11 protein-coding genes are annotated in these 11953 nt (G+C 70.1%); 5 read left to right on the top strand and 6 right to left on the bottom strand.

Annotated features, from left to right (window positions below; genetic code table 11):
- Window positions 1–50: 50 nt before the first annotated feature.
- Window positions 51–740, bottom strand: a complete 690-nt coding sequence (locus AB0C75_RS10200; protein WP_362888941.1) for a TetR/AcrR family transcriptional regulator — start codon at window positions 738–740, stop codon at window positions 51–53.
- Window positions 741–864: 124 nt separating this feature from the next.
- Here AB0C75_RS10200 and AB0C75_RS10195 point away from each other — a divergent pair, with 124 nt between their 5' ends.
- Window positions 865–1527, top strand: a complete 663-nt coding sequence (locus tag AB0C75_RS10195) for a TetR/AcrR family transcriptional regulator (protein WP_362888940.1) — start codon at window positions 865–867, stop codon at window positions 1525–1527.
- A 91-nt stretch (window positions 1528–1618) separates the two neighbouring features.
- Entirely contained in the window at window positions 1619–2512 is an 894-nt protein-coding gene (locus AB0C75_RS10190) for an alpha/beta hydrolase (protein ID WP_362888938.1), read from the top strand.
- 45 nt (window positions 2513–2557) lie between these two features.
- Here AB0C75_RS10190 and AB0C75_RS10185 read toward each other — a convergent pair whose 3' ends face one another.
- The 4 genes from AB0C75_RS10185 to AB0C75_RS10170 form a co-directional block, all read right to left on the bottom strand.
- Complete coding sequence (locus tag AB0C75_RS10185; protein ID WP_362888936.1) at window positions 2558–3211, bottom strand: GPP34 family phosphoprotein; 654 nt, start codon at window positions 3209–3211, stop codon at window positions 2558–2560.
- Entirely contained in the window at window positions 3202–3939 is a 738-nt protein-coding gene (locus tag AB0C75_RS10180) for a DUF3159 domain-containing protein (protein WP_362888934.1), read from the bottom strand. Before AB0C75_RS10180 ends, AB0C75_RS10185 begins: the two co-directional genes overlap by 10 nt.
- Before the next feature lie 117 nt (window positions 3940–4056).
- On the bottom strand, window positions 4057–5964 hold the full coding sequence (locus AB0C75_RS10175; RefSeq protein ID WP_362888932.1) for a S9 family peptidase: 1908 nt from the start codon (window positions 5962–5964) through the stop codon (window positions 4057–4059).
- A 226-nt stretch (window positions 5965–6190) separates the two neighbouring features.
- The gene (locus AB0C75_RS10170; RefSeq protein ID WP_362888930.1) at window positions 6191–6850 is read right to left on the bottom strand and encodes a TetR family transcriptional regulator; all 660 of its coding nucleotides are present in this window, start codon (window positions 6848–6850) and stop codon (window positions 6191–6193) included.
- A gap of 188 nt (window positions 6851–7038) precedes the next feature.
- Here AB0C75_RS10170 and AB0C75_RS10165 point away from each other — a divergent pair, with 188 nt between their 5' ends.
- Window positions 7039–7941 carry an NADP-dependent oxidoreductase gene (locus tag AB0C75_RS10165; protein WP_362888928.1) on the top strand — a complete coding sequence of 301 codons (903 nt, stop codon included), beginning with the start codon at window positions 7039–7041 and terminating at the stop codon, window positions 7939–7941.
- A 78-nt stretch (window positions 7942–8019) separates the two neighbouring features.
- Here the strand turns inward: AB0C75_RS10165 and AB0C75_RS10160 are convergent, their stop codons facing one another.
- On the bottom strand, window positions 8020–9066 hold the full coding sequence (locus AB0C75_RS10160; RefSeq protein WP_362888926.1) for an aldo/keto reductase: 1047 nt from the start codon (window positions 9064–9066) through the stop codon (window positions 8020–8022).
- A 144-nt stretch (window positions 9067–9210) separates the two neighbouring features.
- Between AB0C75_RS10160 and AB0C75_RS10155 the strand changes: the two genes are divergently transcribed.
- Window positions 9211–9828 carry a TetR/AcrR family transcriptional regulator gene (locus AB0C75_RS10155; RefSeq protein WP_362888925.1) on the top strand — a complete coding sequence of 206 codons (618 nt, stop codon included), beginning with the start codon at window positions 9211–9213 and terminating at the stop codon, window positions 9826–9828.
- Window positions 9829–9910: 82 nt separating this feature from the next.
- Complete coding sequence (locus tag AB0C75_RS10150) at window positions 9911–11911, top strand: beta-N-acetylglucosaminidase domain-containing protein (RefSeq protein ID WP_362888924.1); 2001 nt, start codon at window positions 9911–9913, stop codon at window positions 11909–11911.
- The last annotated feature ends 42 nt before the right edge of the window (window positions 11912–11953 follow it).

The raw sequence follows: 11953 nt of genomic DNA, 5'->3' as shown, positions 1-11953 counted from the left end.
CGGGTTTTTGACACGCGGTACGAAAACCCGATTGATGTCAGCCACTGCCATCAGGGCACCAGCTGACGACAGTGACTGTCATCGGACACGTCGGGAACCAGCGGCGGGGAGGTACGGGACAGCGGGGCCACGAAGCGCCGCACGAAGTCGTCGGGCCAGGGATAGGCATGGGAGACGGTGAGCTGATGCGCGAGTCCGTGCAGACCCAACCAGAGGGCGACCGCGTCGGCGGAGGGGTCCGTACTGGTCGAGCGTCCGGCGGCGACACATTCGGCGAGGACCCCGGCGAAGAGGCGCGGGGTCTGCGCACCGAGGCGGGCCAGGTCACCGGCGACGACGGGGTTCCGCAGCGCGCCGCACATGGCGCGGTAGCGACCGGGGTGGGCGGCGGCGAAGTCGAGATACGCGTAACAGGCGGCGTACAGGCCCCGTTCGGCGCCGTCGGCATCCTCCACGGCGACCACGAGCCTGCCGGACAGCTCGGCGAAGGCTTCACGAACGACGGCGAGCACGAGTGCCGACCGGTCGGGGAAGTGCGGATAGATGGAGGGTGCGGCGATCCCCACCGCGCGGGCCACGGCGCGCAGGGTCACATCCCGCCCGTCGTCGTGATCGAGCAGACCGGTCGCGGCGGCCAGGATCTCGGCGCGCAGCCGGACACCCTCCCCTCGACGGTTGCGCGGACGGGCGACCCGCCGGGAAGCCGCCGGGTCACGAGTGGCGCCCACAGCCTCAGACACCTGACCACTCCTCGGGCATCCGAACCTCACACTCCACTCGTTCACTTACGCTCGTAAGGCTACGTGCGTCAATCAAAGCACGCAAGGGGATGCCTCAATAACCTTTCGCATGTAAGGTGACAGCATGGAACACACTGGAACAGCCGCGTCGGCCACACCCGGACGCACGCGCGCGCGTAACCGCCGGGGCGAGGGCGGCCGTCTGCGCGACGACATCGTCGCCGCCGCGGTGGAGCTGCTCGACGAGGCCGGCGACGAGCGCGCCATCACCCTGCGGTCGGTCGCCCGCCGGGTCGGGATCGCCGCCCCGTCGATCTACCCGCACTTCCCCGACCAGCCGGCCATCATGCTCGCGGTCGTGCGCCAGGAGTTCACCGGGCTGGAGAACGACCTGCGCTCCGTCATGAACAGGACCGGCGCCGACCCACGGCAACGCCTGTACGCCGTGTGCCACGCCTACCTCGACTTCGCCCGGCTGCACCCCGAGCGCTACCGCACGATGTTCGGCGGACTCTGGATGCCGGACCTGGGCGAAAGCTCCGTGACCAAGGAGGACCTGGCGACACTCGGCACGGAGACCATGCAGATCCTCGTCGACACACTCGGCGACTGCGCGGCCGCCGGATACTCCGCCAGCACCGACCCCTCCACCGACGCGGTCGCACTCTGGCTGGGTATGCACGGGCTCGCGCACCAGCGCGCCGTGACCCGGGCCTTCCCCTGGCCGGAAGACATCGACGAGCGCATCATCACCACGCTCGCCCGCCTGGACACCGCCGACGCCTGAGCCCCCACGAAGGGGGAAAGCCGGCTGCCGCTGAGCGGACCGAAAGGGTTGTACCGACCGTACCGACCGTATCGAACCGAGGAGAAGCCCTGTGGCCAGCTTCGCCAGCCGTCTGGTGCCGCCCGTGCTCGCGGTCCAGGGGCGCAAACGCCGTTACGCGGACCCGCGGGCAACCCTGGCCCGGATCGCCGATGACCGCCTGCGCCCGAAGCCGTACGGACCTCCGCGGCGCCTTCGGCGCGACGTACACATCAGCCTGCGCGACGACCACGGCTGGCCGGTCTACGAGGTGGTGGGCCAGGATCAACGCCCGGAGCGCCACGCCGTCTACCTGCATGGCGGCGCCTGGATCAACGAGATCACGGGCCACCACTGGAGACTCATCGCCCATCTCGCCGCGACGGCGGGTACCCGGATCATCGTCCCCATCTATCCCCTGGCACCCCTTGGGACAGCCGCAGCAGTCGTCCCCCGGGCGGCCGGCCTCCTGCGCGCCCTCTCCGCCGAACACGGTCCCGGACAGATCTCGGTGATCGGAGACTCCGCGGGCGGGCAGATCGCGCTCTCCGCCGGCCTGCTGCTGCGCCAGGAAGACATCGCACTGCGCCGCACCGTTCTGATCTCCCCCGCTCTCGATCTCCGCCTCACCAACCCGGAGATCGATGACGTGGAGCCGCGGGACCCCTGGCTGGCACGGCCGGGACTCAGAGAAGCCATCGAGCTGTGGCGCGCGGATCTGCCGTTGGAGGATCTGCGGGTCAGCCCGCTGCTCACGGACCTCAGGGGCCTCGGCCCGCTCGCGGTGTTCAGCGGCACCACCGACATCACGTATCCCGATGTCCGCCTGCTGGTCGGCAAGGCGCGTGCGGCCGGCGTCGAGGTCGAATTCCACGAAGCCCGGGGGATGGTGCACGTCTATCCACTGCTGCCCATCCCGGAAGGCCGCGCCGCACGAGCGGCCATGGCCGAGCTCCTGCGCTCCTGAGGCACAGGGCACTCCATGGGCCCCCGGTCGTGGCCCGGCGAGGGCTCACGCACCCCAACCACCGCCGACCGCCCTGCTGGACAGGTACGAGTCGCGCAACGCCTTGCGCAGGCCGGGCACGGTGGCGTCGTACCGCTCGGCGAGCGCCTTGAACTCCTGCTTGTGCGCGCGGCGTTCCTTGCCCGTGAACACGCTACTCGTCTCGACTTCGGCCGCCAGCACCGCCATGGCCAGCTCGTCCATGGGGACCGCGTCCGGACGGGAGCCGCCGAGCACGGCGTCGCGTACCGTCCGCTGCAGGGCGAGCACCTGCTGGGGATCGTTGACGACGGCCCGGTCCACGCCGAGTATTCCCAGCTTCTTCTCGTGCCGCACGGTGATCGCACCCACGTCGGCAAGCTGGTCACGGATGGGCTTTTCGGCCCGGTGTGCCTTGTTGTGCACGTACGAGAGCCAGCCCTTCGGCCTCTCGGGCAGATCGCGCCACACCTCGGCGAGGAAGGGATCGCCCTGCGGCGCGACGGCGGCACGGCGTACGACCTTCCCGCCCTCGGTGCCGATCAACCCGGCGACGGCCAGCTCGGTCAGTGTGCCGGCACGCAGCAGCTGACCGCGCCCCTGGAGGTTGGAGAGCTCGAACTTCTCTTTGTCCACGGTGTAGCAGAGCAGGTACAGACGCTGGGGCAGGGTCAGTCGCATGACGTGTTCTCCGGGATCGTGGTGAGGGCGGCCGTAGGCACGGAGGGCGCGGAAACGCCCTGGGCCTTCAGCCGCTTGCCCGAGCTCCGTGCTGCCCACAGGACCACCAGGAGGGCCAGGGCGAGCAGCGGGTAACCCATCGCGATCTTCGCGAAGGCGAGCCAGCCCGTGGCGTCCTCCTCGTACAACCACTGCTGGACGAGGAACCTGGCCGCGAAGACCCCCGTGAGGGTGAGCGTGGCGATGTCGTAGTAGCGCCGCGAGGGCTTGTCCCTCAGCCAGGCAGTTCCGGTGCCGTTGAGCGCGCCCCAGACGATGCCCGCCAGGGGCCGTCGTACGAGGACCGAGAGGAGGAAGAGCCCGCCGAAGAGCAGGTTCGACCAGATGCCCAGCAGGAAGAAGCCCTTGGCCGATCCGGTCTTCCAGGCGACGAACGAGGCGACCGCGACGCCGAACAGGCCGGAGAGGGCGGGCTGGACCGGTTCCTTGCGCACCAGCCGCAGTACGGACAGCGCCAGTGCGACCCCGATGGCGGTTCCTATGGCGGACGTCAGCCCGAGGGAGGCGTTGGCGAGCACGAAGGCGACGATCGGCAGCATCGTGTAGACCAGCCCCGACGCGCCGCCCATCTGCTCCAGGGGCGTCTGCTTCGCCTTACGGTTCGTGCTCTCCTCCGGCTGCTCGTGGGAGCCGGTGGTCGAGTGGGTGGGACGGACAGGTTCAGTCATGATTCAGATCAATCCGGTAAGTGGTGTGGTCTGTACGGCATGTGCTGACGGTCACGCCCCGCTGTCGGCACGGGATGCGACGGCTCTGTCGTTGAGTTCGTGCCTCGGGTGCGGCTGCTACGGCGTTCCGGCCGGCCGGCGGTTCAGGTGGCGGGCGAGGAACCGGTCGGCCGTGCGGTACATGTCGATGTTGTTGTCGGCGTTCACGAAGCCATGGCCCTCGTTGTCCTTGACCATGTACTCGACCTCGACGCCACGAGCGCGCAGGGCGTCGACGATCTGGTCGGACTCGGCCTTGACCACGCGGACGTCGTTGCCGCCCTGGACCACCATGAGGGGGGTGCGGATGTGGTCCACCCGGCTGATGGGCGAACGGGACCTGAGGTCCGCCTCCTGCGCGGGGTCCTCGGGGTTCCCGGCGAAGAGGTACCAGTTGTTGAACAGCTGCGGCTTCGCGAACTCAGGCACGGTCCGCAGGAAGGTGACGAGGTTGGAGACGCCGCAGACGTCGATGGCGGCGGCGAAGACATCGGGAGTGAAGGTGACGCCGACCAGAGTGGCGTAACCGCCGTAGGAGCCGCCGAAGATGGCCACGCGGTCCCGGTCCGCGTACCCCGCGTCGACGGCCCAGTCGACGGCGTCGATGAGGTCGTCGTGCATCTTCCCGGCCAGCTCCCCGATACCTGCCTTGAGGAAGGTCTTGCCGTACCCCGTCGAGCCCCGGAAGTTGACCTGAAGCACCGCGTATCCGCGGTTGGCCAGCAGTTGGGCCGTGGGGTCGAATCTCCAGCTGTCGCGGTGCCAGGGGCCGCCGTGGACCAGCAGCACCATCGGAAGACCGACCGGCTCCACCCCGACGGGCAGCGTCAGGTACGAGGGAAGTGCCAGGCCGTCGCGCGAGGTGATCGTGACCGGCGTCATCGGGGCGAGGACGTGGGGGCCCAGGTGCGGGTAGGGCCGGAAGAGCAGGCGACTCGCTCCTGTGGCGTGGTCGTAGAAGTAGGTGACACCGGGGTCCCTGTCGTGGGTGAAGGTGACGACCCAGCGCCGGCCGCTCCTGTCGGACGACACAGCTCCGAGGTCCCCCTCCGACAGTTCCTCCAGGTTCCTCAGCACGTCGGCGAAGTCCGCGTCCAGCGCGTGGATCTCCTGCCGCTCGCCGAGATAGCGCACCCCGAGCAGCTCTCCGGTGCGCCGGTCGAGGATCAGGGCTGGGGGCAGTGTGGGGAAGACGGTGGTCCGGGTGTCGATGTCGGCATCCGGATGGCTGTCGACCTCGGACTCCTCACCGGTGGCCAGATCGAGGCGGACCAGGCGGGTACGGTCGCTGCCCCGGTTGGAGCCGGCCCACACCCCGGTGCCGTCCGGGGTGAGCTGGAACGGGTTGACGCCCAGCGGATGGTCGGCGCCGGCGAAGGTCGCGACCGGGCGCCGCTCCCCCGTCCCGATGTGCCACTGCACCAACTCGATGTCCCCGCGGGAGGTCCAGATCTGGGCGTACAGGTCCCCGTCGGGCGTGTGCATCAGTCCGGCGACGTCGCCGGGGTTCCGCGCCAGGATCGTCAGCTCGCCCGTGGCGATGTCGACTTCGTAGAGGTCGAACTCGACCGGGTTCCTGTGGTTCAGATGCACGAGTGCCTTGCCCGGGCGGAAGGCCACCATCTCGAAGCCCATGGCCGTGGCCCCCGGGAAGGGGGTGAGATCGACCGCTTCGGCCTCCGGGTCCTCGAGGTCGACCCGGTAGATGTGCCACCTCTCGTCGCCGTCACCGTCCTGCTCGTAGAGCAGCCACCGCGGATCGTCCGTCCAGTGGTAGACGTGCACGCTGCGGCTGGCGTCGGACGTGACGCAACGCGCCTCGCCCGGCGGGTCGATGTCCTCCACCCATACGTTGAGCCGGTCCCGCCACGGCGCCAGGTAGGCGATCCTGGAGCCGTCGGGCGAGATCGATGCGCCGGCGCGGACGGGCGGGCCGAAGAAGTCTTCGACGGCCAGGTGCGGGATCTCGTGCGGAACGGCTGCCATGGGGACACTCCTCTGTCGTGTGCCGCGGTTCGGCCGGTGGGCTGATGTCGGTGCGCCGACGCCTGTGCGCGCGTGCCTGTGCGCGGATGTCGGGTGCCCGGTTGTCGGGTTCGCGGATGGGTGCCGGGATGTCGGTCCGCGGATGTTCGACCGCGTCGGCCGTGCGGGCGGACGGGACCCTGTGGCCTCGGTGTCCTCCGGCGGGGACCGTGTGGCCTCGGTGTCCTCAGGCGACGGGGTCGCCGATGACTCCGCCGGTGGCCGTACGGATCGCGTGGGCGTAGCGCCGGGCGAGTGCAGCCACGTCGGTGAGCTCCGTGAGGTCGGCGTCGGCGAGGAGAGCCCTGCCGATGTGCTCGTCCAGCACGCGCACGACCGACGCGGTGGCCGCCGCGTGCACGCGGACCTCGATGTCGTCCGCCGGACGGCCGATGCGGTCGCCGATGATCCCGCACATCTGTCGTTCGACCTGGTCGCAGGCCATCAACCACGCCGTACGGAGCGCCGGCTCGGTGTCGGCGAGCCGGATCATCTTCATCGCGAGCATCTCGTCGGCCAGATCGACGGGCGGCGTCCGGTGACGGAGCTCGACCAGTTCCGTGGCCAGGTGTTCCTCGAGGGAACGCCCCAGGGGCCAGTCGCGCAGCACCGTCATCAGCGTGACGACGCCCTGCATGACGATCGGCTCGGCACAGCTCTCCTTGCTGCGGAAGTGCCGCCAGATGGTCCGCGTCGAGAGCCCCACGGCCTCGGCGATCTGGTCACCGCTCGTGGCAGCCACGCCCTGCTCCCAGAACAGGCGCGCCGCCTCCCGGGAGATCTCCAGCCGCAACCGCAGACGGCGCTGCTCGCTCATTCCCCCTGCGCTTCGCTTGGTCGTCGTCATGCGCCGGTGCCACCCCTCCTTCGTACGTCCTCAAACGACAGTATGTCACTTAGTGACACGCCGCAAGGATGGCAGCGGTCCCGGTTGTCAGTGCCCTCTGCTGTGATGGAGGCACGAAGCGATGAAGACGAACCCGGCGGCGCCGGGCCTGTGACACCTGAACCCCAGGTCGGAGACCGGAGCGAACGATGAAAGCAGCGCGATTCAGCAGGTTCGGAAGCCCCGATGTCCTGGACATCGCAGATCTCCCGGATCCGCGCCCCGGACCCGGTCAGGTCCGGATCGCGGTGCGCGCGGCCGGTGTCAACGCCAGTGACTGGAAGAAGCGCCAGGGTCTGATGGACCAGGAGCTTCCGCAGACCCTCGGCCACGAGGCGTCGGGCGTCGTCGACGAACTCGGCGACGGCGTGTCGGGCGTCGCCGTCGGCGACCGCGTGTTCGGCCTCTCCGGCGAGGGCGCCGCCCAGGCCGAATCAGCGGTGCTGGACCACTACGCACCCATCCCGCCCTCGCTCGACTTCGCGACCGCCGCGGCGCTTCCATCCGCAGTGGAGACGGCCGCGCGCGCTCTGGACCAGCTCGGTGCGGGGGCAGGCCACACGCTCCTGGTCAACGGCGCCTCGGGCAGCATCGGCAGCGCCGCGGTCCAGCTCGCTGTGGCACGCGGGGCACGGGTGATCGGCACCGCAGGGCCGGCCAACCATGCGTACCTCCGCTCGCTCGGAGCGGAACCCGTCAGCTACGGCGATGGCATGACCGAGCGAGTCCGCGCACTGACTCCCGGCGGCACCGACCTGGCGCTGGATGCCGCCGGCAGCGGCGTACTGCCCGAACTCATCGGGCTCGCGGGCACCCCCGCGAACGTCCTGACGATCGCCGACTTCACGGGCGCGCAGGAGCACGGAGTGAGATTCAGTCGCGGCGACACCGGCCGCGCGCTGTACGTGCTCGACGAGATCGGCCCGCTGATCGAGGCCGGACGCTTCATACCCCCCGCCGTCCGGACGTTCCCGCTCGCCGACATCGCAGAGGCGCACCGCCTCGGCGAGGAAGGCCGCGTGCGCGGGAAGCTCGTGCTGCTGGTCGGCTGAGCGGGTGGACACCGGACAGGCTTCCGCGACGGCCACCGACCGCACGGAGCAAGCGGAACCAGGGGCCGCGCGCGGGGTTCACCGGACGGCGATGCGACGGCGCGCCGGGTCGGCGAGGACGGCCGCGCCATAACCGGCGTCATCGGGATTGAGGTCGGTGCCGGGTGCCACGACGCGGTCGATACGGTCCAGCACCTCGGGCTCCAGGACGACATCAGCGGCGCTCAGCTGGCCGCGCAGGTGCTCGGCGGTGCGGGGGCCGATGATCGCCGCGGATACCGCGGGGTGCGTCGTGACGAAGGCCAGCGCCAGCTGGACCAGCGTCAGCCCGGCCTCGTCGGCGATACGGGCGAGTTCGGTGGCGGCATCGAGCTTGGCCTGGTTGCCCGGCACGTCCAGGTCGTAGTGCGAGAGCGTGGTGCGGAAGGGCATGGTCCGCGTGCGGTGGCTGGACGGGCCCTTCGCGTCGCGGCGCCAGCGGCCCGACAGCCAGCCACCGGCCAGCGGGCTCCACGCGAGCACACCCATCCGGTACGCCTCACAGGTGGGCAGCACATCGGCCTCGATCCCCCGGACGAGGAGCGAGTAGGGCGGCTGCTCGCAGACGATCCGCTCGCGCTGCCGTCGCTCCGCGGTCCACTGCGCCTGCACGATCGAGGATGGGGCGAAGGCCGAGGATCCCGCGTAGCGGATCTTGCCCGCACGGACGAGATCGGAGAGCGCCCCCAGCGTCTCGTCGATATCGGTGTCGGGATCGGGCCGGTGCACCTGGTAGAGGTCGATGTGATCGGTCCCCAGACGGCGCAGGCTCGCCTCGCAGGCACGGATGATCCAACGCCGTGAGGCGCCACGCTCGTTGGGTCCCGGGCCCATGGGGCTCGACACCTTGGTGGCCAGGACGATGTCGTCGCGCCGCCCTGCGACGGCCTTCCCGACGATGCGTTCGGACTCACCACCCGCGTACACGTCGGCCGTGTCGATGATGTTGACGCCGGCGTCGAGCGCGGTGCGGATGATGCCGATCGAGTCGTCGTGGTCGCGGTTCCCCCACGCCCCGAACATCATCGACCCCAGGCACAGCGTGCTGACCTGGACTCCAGTACTTCCCAGCGTGCGGTATCGCATGGCGTGGACCGCCCTTCCATGGACGCGGCTGTGTGCCGGAACGGGTGGCGAGCGCCTGCTACCGTTCCGGTAAGCGGAGTCAGCTCCGCTTGTCTGCAACGGTAAGCGGAGCCGACTCCGGATGGCAAGCCGAAGGGAACACCCATGACCGATACGCCCGACAGGCCGGCCCGCGCCGACGCCCGGGCCAACGAGGACAAGCTGCTCGTCGCGGCCGCAGCGGCCTTCGCCCGGGACGGCGCCGACGCGACCCTCAAGCAGATCGCCAAGGACGCGGGCGTCGGGATCGGCACGCTGTACCGGCGCTTCCCGACCCGTGAACAACTCGTCGACGCCACCTACCGCTACGAGACCTCCCGCCTCGCCGCCGAGGCCCCTGGCCTCCTGCACGAGCTGCCCGCCCACCTGGCGCTCCGGGCCTGGATGTCCCACGTCCTCGACTACATCGCCACCAAGCACGGCATGGCCGACACGCTCAGCATCCTCCTGCGGGGCGACGAGCGGCTGGGCTCGCGGACACGCGACCAACTGACCGGCGCCATCGAGGAGTTCCGCCTGGCCGGAGTCGCCCAGGGCGTGGTCCGCGCGGATGTGCCGTCCCCCGACATCCTCATGGCCCTGGCGGGCGTCACGCTCGCCGGCGGAGCCCCCGGGCAACGAGCACAGGCCGAGCGCCTGCTCGATCTGCTGATGGACGGCATCACCCGACCCGACCGGCACGGCGGCGGGTCGCCGCCGCACATTTCCGGGGCGCGATCTTGACACCGACGCCGACGAGTGGTGGTTTAGACCACTCCACCACCTGTACGTGGTGGTCCACTTCCGTGGAGGTGCAGTGATCCGTATGCCCAGAAGTCGTCCCCGCGTCCCCCGGCTCCCGCTTCTCGGCGCCGTCGTCCTGTTGGCCCTCGGCACGCTCTCCGTTCCCGCCCAGGCGGCCGGGGAGCCTGCCGCCACCGCGCCGTCGCCCTCCCCGGGCGCCTCCGCCTCGACGGCTCTGCCCGTCGTCACCCCCACCCCGCAGCACATGACGTCGGCCGGGCCCGACCTCCGTGTCCCGAAACGCGTGCACCTCGTTCTCGGCGACGACGTCGATGCCTCGAGCACCGATGTCATCCAGCGGGCACTGGCCTCGGCCGGGGCCCGCCACATCACCACGAGCACGGCCGGGGACGGGGCATCGGCCTCGCGCGGCCATGGAGCGACGCTGACCGTCGTGGCCGGTTCCATCAAGGACCGGCCGGTGACCGACGCCCTGCGCGCCGCAGGCGGCACCGTCCCCGACACCCTGGCCACGGAGGGCTATTCACTCGCCTCCCGGGGCGACAGCGTCGTGCTCGCGGGCAACGACGGGGACGGCATCTACTACGCCGCCCAGACACTGCGGCAGCTGGTGACCGGAAAACACAGCCTGGCGTCCGTGTCGGTCACCGACCACCCGGCGATGCCTCTTCGCGGCAGCATCGAAGGCTTCTACGGCGCACCCTGGTCGCACAGCGACCGGCTCGACCAACTCGCCTTCTACGGCGACATCAAGGCCAACACCTACATCTACACGCCGAAGGACGACACGTATCTGCGGGAGGAGTGGCGGGAACCCTACCCGGCCGACAAGCTCGCGGACCTGCGTGAACTGATCGATCAAGCCACCGCCCACCACGTCGACTTCACCTACGCGCTCTCCCCCGGCCTGTCCGTCTGCTACAGCGACCCCGATGATGTGAACGCTCTCGAGGAAAAGCTGGGCACCCTCTACGAGCAGGGCGCCCGCAGCTTCTACGTGGCGCTGGACGACATCAGCTACACCGAGTGGAACTGCGACGCCGACCAGGAGAAATACGGCGCCCCCGGCAAGGCCGGCGCGGGACAGGCGCAGGCCGACCTGCTCAACGCCGTACAGCACGACTTCATCGACGCCCACGCGGACGCCGAGCCGCTCCAGTTCGTGCCCACGGAGTACTCCGACACGGCCGACTCCGCCTACAAGTCCGTGCTGCGCGAGCAACTGGACCCGAAGGTGGTCGTACAGTGGACGGGCACCGACGTCGTACCGCCTTCGATCAGCCTGGAGGACGCCCGGGCCGCCTCCGCGGTGTGGGGACGCAAAGTGTTCCTCTGGGACAACTACCCGGTCAACGACTACGGACAGACGACGGGCCGGCTGCTGATGGCCCCGTACGACAAGCGCGAGGCCGGGCTGCACCAGGCGCTGAGCGGCATCGTGCTCAACCCGATGAACCAGGCCGCGGCGAGCAAGGTCGCACTGTTCGGCGGGGCGTCGTTCGCCTGGAACGACGAGGACTACGACCCCGACCGCACCTGGCGCGCGGCCGCCGCCTACCTGGCCGACGGTGACCCGGCCACCGCGCGGGCTCTGCTGGCCTTCTTCGACACCGAACATCTCGCGCCGACCTTCGGCGACACGAACTGGCAGCCGCAGGCACCCGAACTGAACGCGCGGCTGGCGGACTTCACCGAGGCCTGGAACAGCGGCTCCCCCGCCCATCGCAAGGCCGCACTGCGCAAGCTCGCCGCCTACGCCGACGTACTGGCCGGAGCGCCCGAGCAGATACGCGCCGGTGTGCGCGACCCGGCCTTCCTGGCACAGACGAAGCCCTGGCTTGACGCCCTCGACGTATGGGGCGACGCCCTGAACGCCACCCTGGACGGACTGCGGGCCCAACTGCATTCGGGCAGCGGGGATGCGGACTTCGCCAGGGCCGCCGACCTGGCCGAGCAGGCCGCCGCGTTCACCACCATCCCGGACACGACCAGGCCGCAGGGCCCGGTCAAGGTGGCCGACGGGGTGCTGGACACATTCATCGAACACGCACCGGAGCTGTGACGCTCGTCCCGGGCAGCGCCCCGGGCGACGCTTCGCGAACCA

The sequence above is a fragment of the Streptomyces sp. NPDC048565 genome, assembly GCF_040650935.1.
Classification (GTDB): Bacteria; Actinomycetota; Actinomycetes; order Streptomycetales; family Streptomycetaceae; genus Streptomyces.
This window is presented reverse-complemented; position numbering and strand designations above follow the sequence as displayed.